Raw genomic sequence first — 17316 nt, 5'->3', positions numbered from 1 at the left:
ATAAGTAAGAATAAAATGTACAATATGCTTTACTCAAAGATAAATTTTTTGACCAAAATCAGCAACAAAACCCAAGCTTTTTTATTTATATTAAATTATTTTTTGACACAAACAGAAAACACTCGGCTGTGAAACACAGAGTACACTCATTCAGATTAATATTCATGAGTATTTTTGATATTCTATTGTTTTAAAAGAGCTTGCCGCCGCAAAGCCCGGCATCGTTTTTTCCTTCCCGACCTTAAGGAGCCCCATCATGTCTCAAAAGCCCGCCATCCTCAGCAACCCGCTCACCAACCGCGAAACCGCCTTCACTCATGAAGAGCGCGCCAAACTCGGCCTCACCGGCCGCCTGCCCGCCGCAGTGGAAACACTCGACCAGCAAGCCGCGCGCGCCTATCGGCAGCTCAGTGTTTATGAAACCGATTTGGAAAAATATATTTATCTCGACCAGCTTCACAACCGCAACGAAGTGCTGTATTACCGTCATCACCGACCACCTGGCCGAAATGCTGCCGATTGTATACGACCCCACCATCGGCGAAGCGATTAAAAAATGGAGCGGCGACTACCGCCAGTCGCGCGCGGTGTATCTCTCGATCGACCGCCCCGAAGACGTGCGCGCATCGTTTGAAAACCTCGGCTACGGCCCCGACGATATCGATCTGCTGGTGGTATCTGATGCACAGGAAATCCTCGGCATCGGCGACTGGGGCGTCAACGGCACCGATATTTCGGTGGGCAAACTGGCGGTTTACACCGCCGCCGCCGGCATCGACCCCGCCCGCGTGATTGCCGTCAACCTCGATGTGGGCACCGACAACGAAGCCCTGCTCAACGACCCCGCCTATCTGGGCAACCGCCACGCCCGCATCAGCGGCCAAGCTTACGATGATTTTATCGAGCTGTATCTGAAAACCGTCAGCGAGCTCTACCCCAACGCCCTGCTGCACTTTGAAGATTTCGGCCCCGGCAATGCCCGCCGCATTCTGGTCAACCATGCCGAACAATACCGCATTTTCAACGACGATATGCAAGGCACCGGCGCGATTGTGATGGCTGCCGTGTTCTCCGGGCTGAAAGTTACCCAACAAAGCTTTGCCGAACAACGCCTGCTGGTTTACGGCGCCGGCACCGCAGGCACCGGTATGGCCGATCAGATTCACGCCGCCATGGTGCGCAGCGGCCTGAGTGCCGAAGAAGCCAAACAGCGCGTGTGGCTGGTCGACATCAACGGCCTGGTCACCGACGATATGCAAGATGCGCCCGATTACCAGCAAGCCTATGCCCGCAGTGCCGCCGAAGTCCAAACCTGGGCGCGCGCAGACGGCAAAATCAACCTGCTGACCGTGGTGCAGCAAGTCAAACCGACCATCTTAATCGGCACCTCGACCAATCACGGTGCGTTTACGCAGGCAGTGATTGAAGCGATGGCCGCCGGCACTGAGCGCCCGATTATTCTGCCGCTTTCCAACCCGACCGAACGCATCGAAGCCATGCCTGCCGATATTATTCCGTGGAGCAAAGGCAAAGCGCTGATCGCCACCGGCATTCCGGTCGCCCCCGTATCGTACCAAGGCGTGGATTACCACATCGGCCAGGGCAACAATGCGCTGCTGTACCCGGGCTTGGGGCTGGGCGTGATTGTGTCGGGCGCCAAACACGTCACCGACGGCATGCTGCTGGCTGCCGCCGAAGCCGTGGCCGGACAGGTAGACGTGTCGTCACCCGGCGCGGCACTGCTGCCGCCGGTCGACAACCTGCGCGCCAGCTCCGCCACCGTGGCGCTGGCCGTGGCCAAACAGGCAATCGCCGACGGCGTGGCCACCAAACAGCACGACAATCTGGTGCAGGCAGTGCAAGACGCCATGTGGCAGCCGGTTTACCGCGATTAACCAAGGTAAGCAAAATATAAAAACAACAGGCCGTCTGAAAGGCAAACCGGGTTTGCCAAACCTTTCAGACGGCCTGTATCACATTGTGTTTCCAAATATTTTACCGTTTAAGGACAAGCATCATGATTTTCCTCACCGCTGTGGAAAGCGTGCTTCCCATCATATTCATCATCGCGCTGGGGTTTTATCTGCGCAACAAAGGCTGGTTTGCCGACAGCTTTGCCGGCAATATTTCCAAGCTGATTATGAATATCGCCCTGCCCGCCTCTATTTTTGTTTCGGTATTAACCTATCTGAGCCGCGACAAACTGATGGCGCTTTCAGACGGCCTGATTTACGGTGCACTCTCTATGGCAATCGGCTATCTGGCCGCCTGGCTGATGGTCAAAATACTGAAGGTGCGGCGCGGGCGGCGCGGCGTGTTTATCAACACCATCGTCAACGCCAACACCATCTTTATCGGCCTGCCGCTGAATGTGGCGCTGTTCGGCGAGGCCAGCATGCCTTACTTTTTGGTGTATTACGTGCTCAACACCTTATCCACCTGGGCTTTCGGCGCCTTCCTGATTGCCGGCGACAGCACCGAGCCGCAAGCGGCGCACAAGCAGGCATTCAACTGGAAAAAGCTGCTTCCCGCACCCCTGCTCGGCTTTTTGGTGGCGCTGGTATTTTTGCTGGCTGATATTCCCGTGCCTTCGTTTATCCACAGCACGCTCGGCTATGTGGGCAACACCGTAACGCCGCTGTCGCTGGTTTACATCGGCATCACCCTGGCCGATGCAGGCTTGAAAAGCATCCGCTTCGATAAAGACACCATCGCCGCGCTGGCAGGCAAATTTGTGCTGGCGCCCGCCATTATGGTGATACTGGTTCTGGCGGGTCATAGCATCATGCCGCTGCCCGATATCGAAGCCAAAACCCTGATCATGCAATCGTCGGTTTCCGCGCTGGCGGTGTTGCCGATTCTGGCGCACGAAGCCAAGGGCGATGTGCAATTTGCCACCAATGTGGTGACCGCCAGCACGCTGCTGTTTATGATTGTGGTGCCGGTGGCGGATATGTTGCTGCAACTGTTTTAACTGCCCGACCATTGCTTAAAGTGCCCTAGGGGGTCCTGACAATTCAGAATTACTCAGATTTTTTGTGATAAAAGTACAGATGCAAGGCAAAAAACGCAGCAAGATTGGACATCTTGCGAGGCTTTTTAACGCAGCAGATGTGCTTTTAGCGCAAAAAAGATGATGATATATGAATTGTCAGGACATCCTAGAGTGCCCAGCCCGCCACAGCTCCGTATACCAAACCGACAGGCCGCCTGAAAACCCTTCTTTCAGACGGCCTCCCAAACCGCGAATACTTCCGACCATGCCCACTTTACCCTGCTCCAACCTACAAAACCTGTTAACCCGCCTGAAAAAAAGCTGCGGCACGATTTATTGGCGCCAGGCCGTCTTGAGCGCGCCGGCCATTTTGATTGTGATGGCGCTGAGTATGAAACTGAACCCGGTAATGGCCGTGGTGGTTGTGGGCGCTGCTTTTTCTGCCGGCTTCGGAGCGGCACGCAGTATCGGAAAACACCGCTGGCGGGTCATGGGGCAAGCCACATTGGGCATGGCGCTGGCCGCGTTTGCCGGTTCGCTGGCAGGAAGTGAGCCGGCCGTGGCGCTCGCCGCTGCGGCGTTGTTAGCCGCTGTCTGCGCCGCATTGAGCAGCTACAACAATAATTGGTGGTGGATTATGCTGCAAATCGTGATTGCCTTTTTGGTGGCGGCTTATTATCCGGGCACACCCGAAGCAGCCGCCCTGCGCAGCTTATGCATACTCACCGGCGGCGGCTTGCAAATGGCGTTTACCATGCTGCTGGCACGCATCACCCCGGCCAGCGCCGCCCCGCTGCCGCCCCCGCCCGCCACGCCGCTGCCCAGCCAAAGGCTGCTGCGCTTTGCCGCCGGCACCGGTTTGGCCGTGGGTTTGGCGCTTTATGCTGCCGAAAGCGCCGGCCTGAAAAACAATTATTGGGCGGCGATGACGGCACTGTTGGTGTTGCGCCCCGCCTCGGCAGACACGCTCACCCGCGGCGTCAACCGCTTTATCGGCACACTCACCGGCTGTGCCGCCGCCACACTGGCGGTGTATGCTTTTCACGATGCACACTTATGGCTGACAGCCTGCCTCACCATCACTTCAGCCGCCGCGTTTTCGATGCAGCGGGCGCATTACGGCCTGTTTACCGCCATGGTTTCCGCCACCATCGTCTTTCTGATTGCCATCGGCCACGGCGACCCGCTCGCCACCACCGAACACCGCCTCTTGGCAACCCTACTCGGCGGCTCTACCGCCATCGCAACCGGCAGGCTGTTTCGCCTGTAAACCCGGCAACAGGCTTTCAGACGGCCTGAAAGCTGTTAAAATAAGCTTTTTTCTGCCAACTTGGGTTGCGCCCGCCGCCATTCGCCTGCAAACGGCGGCCTGCACACCCTCAGGCCGTCTGAACCTTTTCATGCCCATTGATAAACAACCTGACTGTGCACACCCGCCCGGCCGGCTTGCTTTTACAGATGGCGTTCAGACGGCCATACCTGCGTGCCGTTTATGAACCAAACCCTTCCCGCCCCTGCTCAAAAAACCGTCTGGCCCGGCCTCTCGCGCGGCAGCCTGCCGCTGTTTCTCGCCGAAAACCTGCCCGAAAAAACACTCAAAGCCGTGTTTACCCAAGATGTGGAACAAGCCCTGCGCCTTCAGGCTGCGTGGCAGTTTTTCCGGCCGCAAGACACCACCGTCTTTCTGCCCGACTGGGAAACGCTGCCTTACGAGCGCTTTTCGCCACACCAGGATTTAGTATCAGAGCGTTTGTCGGCTTTGTGGCAATTGAAAAACAAACAGGCCGACGTGCTGTTTGTGCCCGTTGCCACGGCAATGCAAAAGCTCGCGCCGGTGTCGTTTATGGCGGGACGCACATTTTGGCTGAAGGCGGGGCAAACGCTAAACATCGATGCTTTGCGCGAAAGCCTGGTGGAAGCGGGCTACAGCAGCGTGACCAATGTCGTGGCCACGGGCGAATTCGCCGTGCGCGGCGGCATTCTGGATATTTTCCCGATGGGCAGCGAAGCGCCTTACCGGCTGGATATGTTTGACGATGAAATCGACAGCATCAAAACTTTCGACCCCGACAGCCAGCGCACCCTCGCACCGGTGAGCGAAATCCGCCTGCTGCCGGCACACGAATTTCCCACCGATACCGATGCGCAAAAAATCTTCCGCGCCCGCTTCCGCGAAGAAATCGAAGCCAACCCCGCCCATGCCGCCGTGTATCAAGCCGTGAGCAAAGGCCATTTCGGCGCCGGCGTCGAATATTACCTGCCGCTGTTTTTTGAAGACGACTGCGCCACGCTGTTCGACTATATCGGCGAAGATGCCGTGGCCGTCTGCATCGGCGACGCCCATGCCGAGGCGGCGCGCTATTGGGCCGATGTCAAAACCCGTTTTGCCATGGCGCAAGGCGATGAAACCTACCCGCCTTTACATCCACGGCATTTGTATCTCAGCGACAGCGAATTTTCAGGCCGTCTGAAACCCTATCCGCAAATCCTGCCCGAATTCGACAGCCCCGCGCACACATTGCCCGATGTAGCCGTCAACCGCCAGGCCGAACAGCCTTTGCAGGCGCTGCAAGATTTTCAGACGGCCTTTGCGGGCAAAATCCTGCTGTGTGCCGAAAGCCTCGGCCGCCGCGAAACCATGCTCGGTTTTATGCAGCAACACGGCATCAAGCCGCAAACAGTCGACAACTGGCAGGCCTTTTTGCACAGCGATGCACCGCTGTGCCTTACCGTTACCCCGCTGGCTTACGGCTTTCAATTGCCGTCTGAAAGTATCGCCGTCATCACCGAATCCGACCTTTATCAATACGTGGCCCGCAGCCGCAGCAAAACCCGCCGCAAACACAACGCCGTTTCAGACGGCCTGTTGCGCGATTTGGCCGAAATCAACATCGGCGACCCGGTGGTGCACGAAGAACACGGCATCGGCCGCTACATGGGGCTGGTCAACATGGATTTGGGCGAAGGCAGCGGCGAAATGATGCTGCTCGAATACGCCGAAGAAGCGCTCGTGTATGTGCCCGTGTCGCAACTGCACCTCATCAGCCGCTACTCCGGCGCCGCCCACGACAACGTGCATCTGCACAAACTCGGCAGCGGCGCATGGAGCAAAGCCAAACGCCGTGCCGCCGAAAAGGCGCGCGACACCGCCGCCGAGCTGCTGAATTTATACGCCCAACGCGCCGCCCAGCAAGGCCACAAATTCGAATTAAACGAGCAAGACTACCAAGCCTTTGCCGACGGCTTCGGCTATGAAGAAACCGAAGACCAGGCCGCCGCCATCGGCGCAGTGTTGAAAGACCTCACCCAAGGCAAACCGATGGACCGCCTGGTGTGCGGCGACGTCGGCTTCGGCAAAACCGAAGTTGCCCTGCGCGCCGCCTTTGTAGCCGTGATGGGCGGCAAACAAGTGTGCGTACTTGCCCCCACCACTTTGCTGGTTGAGCAACACGCGCAAAACTTTGCCGACCGCTTCGCCGATTTTCCCGTCAAAGTGGCCCAATTGTCGCGCTTCAACAGCGGCAAAGCCACCCAACAAGCCTTGGCCGGCATGAAAGACGGCACAGTCGATATCGTTATCGGCACCCACAAACTGGTGCAGCCCGATATCGAATTCAAAAACCTCGGCCTCGTGATTATTGATGAAGAACACCGCTTCGGCGTGCGCCAAAAAGAGCAGCTCAAACGCCTGCGCGCCAATGTCGACATCCTCACCCTCACCGCCACGCCGATTCCGCGCACGCTGAGCATGGCGCTCGAAGGCCTGCGCGATTTCTCGCTCATCACCACCGCCCCCAACCGCCGGCTGGCCGTCAAAACCTTCGTCAAACCCTTCAGCGAAGCCAGCATCCGCGAAGCCGTGTTGCGCGAGCTCAAACGCGGCGGCCAAGTGTTTTTTCTGCACAACGAAGTCGAAACCATCGAAAACATGCACGAGCGGCTGGCCGAGCTCCTGCCCGAAGCCCGTATCGGCGTAGCCCACGGCCAATTGCGCGAACGCGAGCTCGAGCAAGTGATGCGCGACTTTCTGCAACAACGGTTCAACGTTTTGCTCTGTTCCACCATCATCGAAACCGGCATCGACATTCCCAACGCCAACACCATCATCATCAACCGCGCCGATAAATTCGGGTTGGCGCAACTGCACCAGCTGCGCGGGCGCGTCGGCCGCAGCCACCACCAAGCCTACGCCTACCTGCTCACTCCCGAATACATCACCAAAGACGCCGAAAAACGCCTCGACGCCATCGCCGCCGCCGATGATTTGGGCGCAGGCTTCACCTTGGCCATGCAAGACCTTGAAATCCGCGGCGCCGGCGAAATCCTCGGCGAAGGCCAAAGCGGCGAAATGATACAGGTCGGCTTTTCGCTCTACACCGAAATGCTCAAACAAGCCGTGCGCGATCTCAAAAAAGGCCGCGTGCCCGACCTCGATGCCCCGCTGGGTGTCACCACCGATATCAAGCTGCACAGCCCTGCGCTGCTGCCCGAAAGCTACTGCCCCGACATCCACGAACGGCTGGTGCTCTACAAACGCCTCGCCACCTGCGAAACCGAGCAGCAAATCAACGCCGTGCACGAAGAGCTGGTCGACCGCTTCGGCCTGCCCGAACAACCCGTCAAAACCCTGCTCGAAAGCCACCGCCTGCGTCTGGCCGCCAAAGCACTGGGCATCGATGCCATCGACGCCACCTCCGAAGCCGTTACCCTGACCTTCGGCAAAAACCACAGCATCGACCCTGCCGAAATCATTCTCTTGATTCAAAACAACAAAAACTACCGCCTGGCCGGACAGAACAAATTAAGAGTGCATGCGGTGATGGAAGATGTAGACACACGGATTCAGACGGCCAAAGCGGTATTGAAGAAATTACAGGGGAAATAACAATTTATAAACAGAGGCCGTCTGAAACCCATTTACAAAAGTAAGCGAACAAGATGAGCCAGCACTGTTGGCTTACTTTTGTAAATGGGTTTCAGGCGGCCCTGCCTTAAATTTAACCGATTATTGTGTCAACAATCAGTTAAACTATATCGACCGTCCCATTGATGCCGATAAAGGAGCCCGCCATGTTTGTCAAACCCACCGCCCTGCTTGCCACCCTGAGCGCTGCGTTGATGCTCGCGGCCTGCCAGCCCGCCGCCCAAAGCGGAAACCATGCCGCCGACCATACCAACAAGGTTTACAATGTTGGTATGAACGCCAATTTCGCGCCGTTTGAATCCACCGACAGCCAAGGCCGGGTGCATGGTTTTGATGTCGATCTGATGGATGCCATGGCCAAAGCAGGCGGTTTCAATATCCAATATAAAAACCAGCCGTGGGACGGCCTATTTGCCTCGCTCAAGAGCAAAGACAACGATATTCTGATTTCGGCCATCACCATTACCGATGAACGCCGCCAAAGCATGGCGTTCAGCAAGCCTTATTTTGAAGTGAAGCAAGTGGTGCTGGTTTCAAACGGCCAGAATATCCGATCGGTTAACGATTTGGCCAAGCTCGATAAAATCGCGGTGAGCACCGGTACCACCGGCGATTATGCCGCGCAGAAGCTGTTTGGCACCACCAGCCCGAAAATCGCCCGCTTCGAAAACCTGCCGCTCACGGTCAAAGCTTTAGAAACCGGCGGTGCACAAGCCATGATCAGCGACAGCGCTGTGGTGGGCAATTATGTGAAAAATAACGGCAACAGCCATTTTACCGTTATCGAAGTGCCTGATTTTCCGGTAGAAGAATACGGTATTGCCGTGCGGCCGGATGAAACAGAATTGCTGGCAACCCTAAACGCCTCGTTGCAAAAAGTGCGCGACAGCGGCGAATATGAAACGATTTACCGGAAGTATTTCGCGCAATAATATCAAACTGGCAAAGGCCGTCTGAAAAGGTTTGCCGGCAGTCGGCAAACCTTTTCAGACGGCCTTATTCGGGCGCGTTTTGATAACTGCCGGCCCCACCTGCGCTTCGATGGCGGCCTGCAAATCTTTCATGCGCCCGAGCATAAAGCAGGCTTCGGCCATCATAAACACGGGGCCGATAATCAGGCCGCGGATATCGTCGAAAAAAGCGGGTTTTTTCTGCTCGTAATAATGCCCGACAAACTGAATCACCCAGCCGGCGGCAAACATCGCCAATGCGCTTGTCAGCCACACACCGGTGCTCTGCATCGCGGTATAGGCGGCAATCTGATAAGTGAACAGCATCACCGCCAGCATCAGCCAGCCCAATGTGCGGTGCAGGCGGAAATAATAAATGCAGAGTAAAACGGCGGCCGGCAATAACGGTGAAACCGTCACCCCGCCAACAAACCATGCGGGGCGGGCCAGCAAGATGGCAATGGCCAGCCAAATCAAGGGAATGCCGATAAAATGGCTGGCAATATTGCGTTTGTCGCGGTGATAGGCGGCATAGCTGCTGAGCGGTCGTACCGCCCGACTGTGTTTCTGCATGGTATTCTCCTGTTCCGACCCCGTTGTTTTTCAGGCCATCGTGTATGATTTCCGATACAGATGCAAGCGTTTTTTCAGGCTGCGCCATTCGGCGGCAAAACCAAAGCAATCTTCAGGCCGTCTGAAAAATACTAATAAAACATGCGCTTGATATCATATTTGAGCGCACCCTACAGCACACCGCCCCAAAACGGCACATCGGCTTTATAGGGAAAATCTGTTAATATTCGCCACCGTTTTATGGATAACACACACAAGGAAACACTATGATTTGGGCCGTTTTGGCTGTGATTGCCGGTTTGATACTGTTGGTATGGAGTGCCGATTATTTTGTGGACGGCGCCGCCGCCACTGCCGGACATTTCGGCATGTCGCCGCTTTTAATCGGCATGGTGATTGTGGGCTTCGGCACATCCGCACCCGAAATCGTGGTGTCGGTGCTCTCGGCCATGCAGGGCAGCCCGGGCATTGCTTTGGGCAATGCTTACGGCTCCAACATTACCAATATTGCGCTGATTTTGGGCATCACCGCCTTAATCAGCCCGATTGCGGTGCGCCCGCAGATTGTCCGCCGCGAGCTGCCGATTCTGCTGGCGGTTACGGCGCTGGCGGCTGCGCAACTGTTTGACGGCGAATTATCGCTAGCCGACGGCATGGTGCTGCTCTTGGCGCTGGCGCTGATTATGGGCTACACGGTGCTGAAAAACATGAAAGGCAAAGACAATATCGTCGGCGATATTGCCGATGAGTTTGCCAATCCCGCCGCCAAAATGCCTTTGAGCCGCGCTTTAATGCTGTTGATATTAGGCTTGGTGGTGTTGGTGCTCAGCTCGCGCCTGTTGGTGTGGGGTGCCGTCAGCATTGCGCAAAGCATGGGTGTGAGCGATTTGATTATCGGCCTCACCGTGGTAGCGGTGGGCACATCTCTGCCCGAATTGGCTTCTTCGGTGGCCGCCGCACGCAAAGGCGAGCATGATATCGCGCTGGGCAACGTGATCGGCTCCAACCTTTTCAATACGCTGGCGGTAGTGGGTTTGGCTGCGCTTATCCACCCCATGCCGGTGGCGGCCGAAGTATTAAACCGCGATGTGCTGGTGATGGCGCTGCTCACCGTGCTGCTGCTGGCTTTTGCCTGGGGCCGCCGCGGCCGTATCACCCGCACCGAAGGCGGTGTGCTGCTGGCGGCTTATGTTGCTTATACGGCGTATTTGGTCGGCACTTCGTTTTAATACCCATTCACAAAAATAACCTGTCTGCACCGCATACACCTACCTGAGGCCGTCTGAAAAATATTTTCAGACGGCCTTTTAAAAAATATAGACACCCCTACCTGTTTGCCCTATTCTTTTACCCGAGAAAAAGCCTACAAACCGCATACATACAAAGGATAAGCCCATGAAAATCGCGGCCAGCAAAGACACGGAATTTGCATTCGAGTGCGACTACAAAACAATGGACATCGACATGACCGATTTCACCAATGTTTGCGCGGTGGTGGCCACGGTAGCCGATTTGCCCATGGTGTGGGAAGAGCTGGAGCGCATCGGTTTTCCCGTGCCGATTTTTGCCGCGGTGGAATACGGCCAGAGTGTGCCTGCCGAATGGCTGCCCGAAGTGTATGGCGTGATTGAATTGTCACTCGACCAAAAATACTACAACGGCCAATTGATTAACGCCGCGGCCGCCGATTATATCGACTCGCTCGACCCGCCGTTTTTCCAAGCGCTGAAAGACTACACCGACTACGGCAACGCCGCTTTCGACTGCCCCGGCCATCAAGGCGGCCAGTTTTTCCGCAAACACCCCTCCGGCCGCCGTTTCTTTCTTTATTTCGGCGAAACCCTGTTTCGCGCCGATTCGTGCAACGCCGATGTGCGCCTGGGCGATTTGCTGATTCACGAAGGCCCGGCCTACGCCGCACAGGCGCACGCGGCCAAAGTGTATAACGCCGACAAAACCTATTTTGTGCTCAACGGCACATCTGCCGCCAACAAAGTCTGCATCAACGCACTGGTGGCCAAAGGCGATTTGGTTTTGTTTGACCGCAACAACCACAAATCGGTGCATCAGGGCGCGCTTACCATGAGCGGCGGCATTCCCGTGTATATGCAAACCGCCCGCAATGCCTACGGCTTAATCGGCGGCATTCCCGCTGCCGATTTCGACGAACAAAGCATCCGCGCGCGCATCCGCGAAACAGCCCCCGAACGCGCCGATGATGCGCGGCCGTTCCGGCTGGCCGTTATCCAGCTCGGCACTTACGACGGCACGATTTACAACGCCCGCCAAGTGCTCGACCGCATCGGCCATTTGTGTGACTACATTCTGTTTGACTCGGCCTGGGTGGGCTACGAGCAATTTATCCCGATGATGCGCGACTGCTCGCCGCTGCTGCTCGAATTAAATGAAAACGACCCCGGCATTTTGGTCACCCAATCGGTGCACAAACAGCAGGCGGGCTTTTCGCAAACTTCGCAAATCCATAAAAAAGACAACCACATCAGCACCCAAGCGCGCTATTGCAACCACAAGCGTTTCAACAATGCCTTTATGATGCACGCCTCTACCAGCCCGTTTTACCCGCTGTTTGCCTCGCTCGATGTCAACGCCAAAATGCACAAAGGCAAGGCCGGTCAGCGCATGTGGCGCGAATGCGTGATCGGCGGCATCGATGCGCGCAAAATGCTGCTGCAAACCTGCAAGCTGATTAAACCGTTTGTGCCGCCCGAAATCGACGGCAAACCCTGGCAGGCACACGAAACCGAAGCAATGGTCGACGACATCCGCTATTTCCGTTTTGCCAAAGATGCCGCGTGGCACGATTTCGACGGCTATGCCGAAAACCAATATTTTATCGACCCCTGCAAGCTGCTGTTGACCACCCCCGGCATCAACCGCGAAACCGGCGAATATGAAGAGCACGGCATTCCCGCTTCGGTGTTGGCGCACTATCTGCGCGAACGCTCGCTGATTCCCGAAAAAGCCGACCTTAATTCGATTCTGTTTCTGCTCACACCGGCGGAAAACATGGCCAAATTCCAGCATTTGGTCGCCACCATCGCCCGCTTTGAAGAGCTTTACGAAGCCAACGTATTCGTGCGTGAAATGCTGCCGAGCCTGGTGGCTGCGCAACCTGTTTACCAAAATATGCGCATTCAGGATTTGTGCCAAAAAATGCACGATTTCTACCGCAAACACTATCTCAACCAATTACTGCAAGACATGTTTCAGCGCGACAAATGGCCGAAGCTCAAACAGATGCCGTCTGAAACCCACGATGCCTACATCCGCAACCGCATTGAGCTCGTGCCGCTGAGCCAAATCGAAGGCCGCATTGCCGCCGAGGGTGCGCTGCCCTATCCGCCCGGCGTATTGTGTATCGTGCCCGGCGAAGTGTGGGGCGGCGCAGCGCTGCAATACTTCCGCGCTCTAGAAGAAGGCGTTAACGAACTGCCCGGCTTCGAGCCGGAAATCCAAGGCGTGTATTGGGAACGCGACGAGCAAGGCCGCAAATACGCACTGGCTTATGTGGTGAAATAAAACCGTGTTTTGACAAAGGCCGTCTGAAACAAATTTATGTTCAGACGGCCTGATTATTACATTCTGCCCATCAACTTAACGTAAACTTGGTTATAATGTTTTTTTCATTTTCCATCTAGGATTTCTTATGAACAAAACCTTTAAGCTCGGCGCCTTGGCGCTGGCCTCAACGCTGGCTTTGGCCGCCTGCAAACAAGAAGTGAAAAACACCGATGCCGCCTCAGGCACGCAAGCCGCTTCGGCCGCAGCAGCCGATTTGGGCAACCCCACCCAGCAAGCCAGCTACGCCATGGGTATGGACATCGGCCGCACACTCAAGCAGATGAAAGACCAAGGCACCGACATCGACATCAAGCGCTTCAATGAAGGCCTGGAAACCATGCTCGACGGCAAAGAAGCCAAATTGAGCGAGCAACAGGCGCAAGAAGTGATGATGACGTTTTTAGCGGAACAACAGCAAAAAGCACAAACCAAAATGGTGGAAGACGCTAAAACCAATCTGGAAAAAGGCGAAGCCTTCCTGAAAGAAAACGCCGCTAAAGAAGGCGTGAAAACCACCGCTTCCGGCCTGCAATACCAAGTGAAAACCGAAGGCACCGGCGCACAACCCAAAGCCACCGATGTCGTAACCGTAGAATACGAAGGCCGCCTGATCGACGGCACCGTGTTTGACAGCAGCAAACAACACGGCAACGAACCGGTTGTCTTCCCGCTCAACCAAGTCATTCCCGGCTGGACCGAAGGCTTGCAGCTGATGAAAGAAGGCGGCGAATACACCTTCTTCGTGCCGGCCAAACTGGCTTATGACGACCGCGCAATGGGCGATAAAATTGGCCCCAACAGCACATTAGTGTTTGATATCAAATTGTTAAAAGTAGGCGAAGCCCAAAAGTAACCGCCTCAGCCAAAAAACAAAGGCCGTCTGAAACAACCTGTGTGATAAGTTGTTTCAGACGGCCTTTCATATCATGCCGCCGCCAACAAACCATTACTCGGCCAGCACTTTTTCTTCAACCACATGCGGCTGAAACGGCAACGCAATCTCTGCAACCGCATCCGCCCGACCAGATGAAGAACGCCCATGACGCGCATCATATTTTGCCTGATTTTTCTGTTGCATAGACATCATCAACTCGTCTAAGCCAATGGTTTTGACATTTTGCGGTTTGAAAGTAAACACCGGTTTGCCAAAATGATACAGCTTGAGGTTGCTGTCGATATTCAATGCCTGACCGCTGCTGCCGTTAAACTGCATATATTGGCGCATACCCAGCATCCGCCCCTTGCCGTCGAGATAAAAGCTGACAAATGCCGGGCCGCCGTAAAGCCTGGTGAAGCTCACAGAACCATTCACCAAACGCATCAACCCTTTAGCCATATTGCGCACTTTTTCATATCCTTCCGGCGTGGCGCCGGCTTCGGGCGAGGATTGCGCCAATTCGTCGAGCTTGGCTGAAAATTCACGCACGGCCGCCTCATAATAAGCTTTGTTGGTTTCATCATCCATCACCAACTCCAGCCGGTAGCGGCCGCCGATCTGCCTGCCGAAATCATCCATTTCCCTCAGCTTGAACGACTGCGGCGGCAGTTCGCCATAAGCTTTATAACTGGCGTAAACCGCAGCTTTCACGGCATTGCGCACCGGAATGCCTTTTTTGTTTTCATCTTTCATGGTAATGCGTATCGGCTCATGCCCCAACCGTTTGCGCATCGGTTCGCCAACCTTAAAATTCAAAGCCATCTGCACGCTGTCGGGCAAATCGGCCGTGATGCTCATGTTTTTACCGTCAAGCAATATCGGCATTTTGACGGCAATCTGCTCGTTGCGCCCGTTTAAAACCAGCTCTGGCACAATCTCCATCAATTCTTGGCGCAAATCCACCGCACCATCAAAGTTGATGCGGCCATTGGCAAGATAGTTTGCCAGCCCCGGATATTTCTGCAAAGCATCAGCCATTTTATTGCCCAAACCACGACCCGCACCGCCCGATGTCAAGGCCTGCATCAAATCCCGGCCGGTTGCAGACATCAGGGCATCCTGATCTGCTTCAGCACCCTCAGCACCTGCTGCCTCACCATCGGTTTGGCCGTCGGCCTGCCCGGTACGCTCGCGCCCCCACCCGGCCACTTCAGGCGCAACACCGTCTTCCTGCTTGCTTAAATATATCCTTGATTCGCCACTGAAATTATAGCTGTAATCCTGCTTCAAACTGCGTGCCATCGAAATCTGCATCATTTCCTGCGGCGTTTTACCGCTCAAGCTGTTGCAACCGCTCAAACCCAATGCTGCCAATGCCGCAGCCAATAATGTTGTTCTCATCTCCTGCCCCTTTATTTATCATGTTTATAGGAATTTCATACTACGATAGAAAATCGGGCTATGCCAGCAATAGTGGGGGAAATTCGCTATAATCTTATTTTTACCTGCGGCTGCGCCCTTTACCATGTCTTACACCGTTACCCTTGCTCCCGATCAAACCGCTTTCACCGTTAACAGCGGCGAACCGATTTTAGCGGCGGCCAAACGCCAAAACCTCAACCTGCCCCATTCTTGCCAAAACGGTATTTGCGGCCAATGCAAAGCCGATTTAATCAGCGGCGAAGTCGAACAAGGCCCGCATGCCGAGCTGGCACTGAGCAGCGAAGAAGCGGCCAAGGGCAAGATTTTAATGTGTTGCTGCACCGCCAAAAGCGACGTGCAGTTGAAAGTGCCCGGTTATAACGGCGCCGACGCACCGCCGGTCAAAACCCTGCCCGTGCGCGTTTGCAGTGTTGACATCCGCCACGACATGGCCATCGTCAAGCTCTCGCTGCCCAAAGCGCCGCCGTTTGTATTTTGGGCCGGCCAATATATCGACTTACTCTTGAAAGACAACCACACCCGCAGCTATTCGATAGCCAACAGCCCCGCTCAGACCGATATGCTGGAGCTGCATATCCGCAAGCGCGAGGGCGGTTTGTTTTCCGGCATGCTGTTTGGCGAAGAAGCGGCCGTCAAAGAAAAAGCCATTATGCGCATCCGCGGCCCATTGGGCACGTTTACCCTGCAAGAGAGCGACAAACCGATGGTGATGCTGGCCACCGGCACAGGTTTTGCCCCCATTCAAAGCCTGTTGCAACATATGATAGACACCGGCAGCCGCCGCCCGGTGCATCTTTATTGGGGCGCCCGCAAAGCAGCCGATTTATACGCCCTGCCCGCCGCCGAAGCCCTGCTGGCGCAATTACCCGATGCAAAATTCACTCCGGTGCTCTCCCGCCCTGATGAAGGCTGGAACGGCGCCCGCGGCTATATTCAGGCACATGTGGCGGCCGATTATGCCGATTTATCGGGTTATGAAGTGTATGCCTGCGGCTCGACCGACATGATTGAAGGCGCACAAAAACACCTCGAAAACGAGCGCGGCCTACCGCCCGAAGCCTTTTTTTCCGATGCTTTTTCACCCGCCGTCTGAACAACAACCGGCCAAACCGCCCCGCCCGGGCGGTTTTTTTGATTTCAGGCCGGCTGCCAAACAAGCCATCCGCCCCGAAAAAACAGTTTATTTTCAATATTTCCCACGCAATGGTGCCAACATTGACTTGCATCAAAACCTGATAATGGTTTTTATCTATAATCACACCCAGCAAATAATGAAATCAACAGCAAACAAAGGGAACACAACATGGAACTGCTGAACGAATTATTTAAATCGCCGGTAGGCATCTTATCAATGATTACTATTTTATTTGTGATGGTGATTGCAACCTTTTTATTTTTTTGGGTAAAAAAGCAAGCAGACAGCAGCCCGAAAAATTGATTTACCGTTATCTCTTTCCTCTTGATGTGTGTGTGTTTGGGTGTGGTTTCGTACCACACCTTTTTTTTGCCTTCACAAATTGGAACAACCGCCGCTACCGCCCCGAATCCGCCTGTTTTACGCTATAATCACACCAGTTTTTTCAGACGGCCACTTCCATGCACGCCCAGCTGCTCACGCTTAAAATCCGCAATGCCGACTATATCCGCATGATTGAAACCCACAGCCGGCAATTCAGCCGCGCCGAACACGATTTGCTGGCCGAAATTCTCGCTACTTTCGAATTCGACGTCGTGCAGGCGCAAGCACTGACACAGGCCGTGATGCAGCAAGCCAAATTCGACCCCAACGCGCTGCACATCGAAGAAGATGATGAAGACATTACCGGCGTATGCCCGCACTGCCTCAACCCGCCCGTGCCGCCGCTGCGCGATTACCAAATGTGGCGGCAGATGCGTGCCCGATGATTCCGGGAAACTGCCGGAAAGTCTAGGGTGTCCTAACCATTCAGAATGATTCAGATTTTTTGTGATA

General features: G+C 55.2%; 14 protein-coding genes. 12 read left to right on the top strand and 2 right to left on the bottom strand.

Annotation, left to right across the window (positions count from 1 at the left end):
- Positions 1-256 precede the first annotated feature (256 nt).
- The 6 genes from LVJ83_RS05785 to LVJ83_RS05760 all read left to right on the top strand — a co-directional run bounded on the left by LVJ83_RS05785 (position 257) and on the right by LVJ83_RS05760 (position 8851).
- Positions 257-553, top strand: a complete 297-nt coding sequence (locus LVJ83_RS05785; RefSeq protein WP_244787187.1) for a hypothetical protein — start codon at positions 257-259, stop codon at positions 551-553.
- Positions 438-1895, top strand: coding sequence for an NAD-dependent malic enzyme (locus LVJ83_RS05780; protein WP_244787664.1), 1458 nt, complete (start codon positions 438-440; stop codon positions 1893-1895). Before LVJ83_RS05785 ends, LVJ83_RS05780 begins: the two co-directional genes overlap by 116 nt.
- A 122-nt stretch (positions 1896-2017) precedes the next feature.
- Complete coding sequence (locus LVJ83_RS05775) at positions 2018-2974, top strand: AEC family transporter (protein ID WP_244787185.1); 957 nt, start codon at positions 2018-2020, stop codon at positions 2972-2974.
- 286 nt (positions 2975-3260) lie between these two features.
- Positions 3261-4265 (top strand): FUSC family protein, encoded by a 1005-nt coding sequence (locus LVJ83_RS05770; protein WP_244787183.1) that lies wholly within the window; start codon positions 3261-3263, stop codon positions 4263-4265.
- Between the two features lie 222 nt (positions 4266-4487).
- The gene (gene mfd, locus LVJ83_RS05765) at positions 4488-7880 is read left to right on the top strand and encodes a transcription-repair coupling factor (RefSeq protein ID WP_244787181.1); all 3393 of its coding nucleotides are present in this window, start codon (positions 4488-4490) and stop codon (positions 7878-7880) included.
- A gap of 185 nt (positions 7881-8065) precedes the next feature.
- Entirely contained in the window at positions 8066-8851 is a 786-nt protein-coding gene (locus tag LVJ83_RS05760; RefSeq protein ID WP_244787179.1) for a basic amino acid ABC transporter substrate-binding protein, read from the top strand.
- A gap of 54 nt (positions 8852-8905) precedes the next feature.
- Here the strand turns inward: LVJ83_RS05760 and LVJ83_RS05755 are convergent, their stop codons facing one another.
- Positions 8906-9442: an Mpo1 family 2-hydroxy fatty acid dioxygenase gene (locus LVJ83_RS05755; RefSeq protein WP_244787177.1), complete on the bottom strand. Its 537-nt coding sequence runs from the start codon at positions 9440-9442 to the stop codon at positions 8906-8908.
- Between the two features lie 266 nt (positions 9443-9708).
- Here LVJ83_RS05755 and LVJ83_RS05750 point away from each other — a divergent pair, with 266 nt between their 5' ends.
- The 3 genes from LVJ83_RS05750 (at position 9709) to bamJ (ending at position 13877) form a co-directional block, all read left to right on the top strand.
- Complete coding sequence (locus LVJ83_RS05750; protein ID WP_244787175.1) at positions 9709-10671, top strand: calcium/sodium antiporter; 963 nt, start codon at positions 9709-9711, stop codon at positions 10669-10671.
- 166 nt (positions 10672-10837) lie between these two features.
- Complete coding sequence (gene speC / locus LVJ83_RS05745; RefSeq protein WP_280515228.1) at positions 10838-12982, top strand: ornithine decarboxylase; 2145 nt, start codon at positions 10838-10840, stop codon at positions 12980-12982.
- A 127-nt stretch (positions 12983-13109) separates the two neighbouring features.
- On the top strand, positions 13110-13877 hold the full coding sequence (gene bamJ, locus LVJ83_RS05740) for a BamJ family beta-barrel-assembly machinery protein (RefSeq protein WP_244787173.1): 768 nt from the start codon (positions 13110-13112) through the stop codon (positions 13875-13877).
- Between the two features lie 93 nt (positions 13878-13970).
- Here the strand turns inward: bamJ and LVJ83_RS05735 are convergent, their stop codons facing one another.
- Positions 13971-15302: a hypothetical protein gene (locus LVJ83_RS05735; protein WP_244787171.1), complete on the bottom strand. Its 1332-nt coding sequence runs from the start codon at positions 15300-15302 to the stop codon at positions 13971-13973.
- Between the two features lie 124 nt (positions 15303-15426).
- Between LVJ83_RS05735 and LVJ83_RS05730 the strand changes: the two genes are divergently transcribed.
- The 3 genes from LVJ83_RS05730 (at position 15427) to LVJ83_RS05720 (ending at position 17249) form a co-directional block, all read left to right on the top strand.
- Positions 15427-16437 carry a 2Fe-2S iron-sulfur cluster-binding protein gene (locus LVJ83_RS05730; protein ID WP_244787169.1) on the top strand — a complete coding sequence of 337 codons (1011 nt, stop codon included), beginning with the start codon at positions 15427-15429 and terminating at the stop codon, positions 16435-16437.
- A gap of 210 nt (positions 16438-16647) precedes the next feature.
- Positions 16648-16782 carry a DUF3149 domain-containing protein gene (locus LVJ83_RS05725; protein WP_244787167.1) on the top strand — a complete coding sequence of 45 codons (135 nt, stop codon included), beginning with the start codon at positions 16648-16650 and terminating at the stop codon, positions 16780-16782.
- Between the two features lie 158 nt (positions 16783-16940).
- Positions 16941-17249 (top strand): hypothetical protein, encoded by a 309-nt coding sequence (locus LVJ83_RS05720; RefSeq protein WP_244787166.1) that lies wholly within the window; start codon positions 16941-16943, stop codon positions 17247-17249.
- Positions 17250-17316 lie beyond the last annotated feature (67 nt).

It is taken from the genome of Uruburuella testudinis (genome assembly GCF_022870865.1).
Taxonomy (GTDB): domain Bacteria; phylum Pseudomonadota; class Gammaproteobacteria; order Burkholderiales; family Neisseriaceae; genus Neisseria; species Neisseria testudinis.
This window is presented reverse-complemented; position numbering and strand designations above follow the sequence as displayed.

Excerpts from the sequence above, each read along its gene's own strand:
- LVJ83_RS05730 (WP_244787169.1), top strand. The coding sequence starts at position 15,427 with ATGTCTTACACCGTTACCCTTGCTCCCGATCAAACCGCTTTCACCGTT.
- bamJ (WP_244787173.1), top strand. The coding sequence starts at position 13,110 with ATGAACAAAACCTTTAAGCTCGGCGCCTTGGCGCTGGCCTCAACGCTG.
- LVJ83_RS05725 (WP_244787167.1), top strand. The coding sequence starts at position 16,648 with ATGGAACTGCTGAACGAATTATTTAAATCGCCGGTAGGCATCTTATCA.
- LVJ83_RS05770 (WP_244787183.1), top strand. The coding sequence starts at position 3,261 with ATGCCCACTTTACCCTGCTCCAACCTACAAAACCTGTTAACCCGCCTG.
- LVJ83_RS05750 (WP_244787175.1), top strand. The coding sequence starts at position 9,709 with ATGATTTGGGCCGTTTTGGCTGTGATTGCCGGTTTGATACTGTTGGTA.
- LVJ83_RS05755 (WP_244787177.1), bottom strand. The coding sequence starts at position 9,442 with ATGCAGAAACACAGTCGGGCGGTACGACCGCTCAGCAGCTATGCCGCC.
- LVJ83_RS05785 (WP_244787187.1), top strand. The coding sequence starts at position 257 with ATGTCTCAAAAGCCCGCCATCCTCAGCAACCCGCTCACCAACCGCGAA.
- mfd (WP_244787181.1), top strand. The coding sequence starts at position 4,488 with ATGAACCAAACCCTTCCCGCCCCTGCTCAAAAAACCGTCTGGCCCGGC.
- LVJ83_RS05735 (WP_244787171.1), bottom strand. The coding sequence starts at position 15,302 with ATGAGAACAACATTATTGGCTGCGGCATTGGCAGCATTGGGTTTGAGC.
- LVJ83_RS05720 (WP_244787166.1), top strand. The coding sequence starts at position 16,941 with ATGCACGCCCAGCTGCTCACGCTTAAAATCCGCAATGCCGACTATATC.
- speC (WP_280515228.1), top strand. The coding sequence starts at position 10,838 with ATGAAAATCGCGGCCAGCAAAGACACGGAATTTGCATTCGAGTGCGAC.
- LVJ83_RS05775 (WP_244787185.1), top strand. The coding sequence starts at position 2,018 with ATGATTTTCCTCACCGCTGTGGAAAGCGTGCTTCCCATCATATTCATC.
- LVJ83_RS05760 (WP_244787179.1), top strand. The coding sequence starts at position 8,066 with ATGTTTGTCAAACCCACCGCCCTGCTTGCCACCCTGAGCGCTGCGTTG.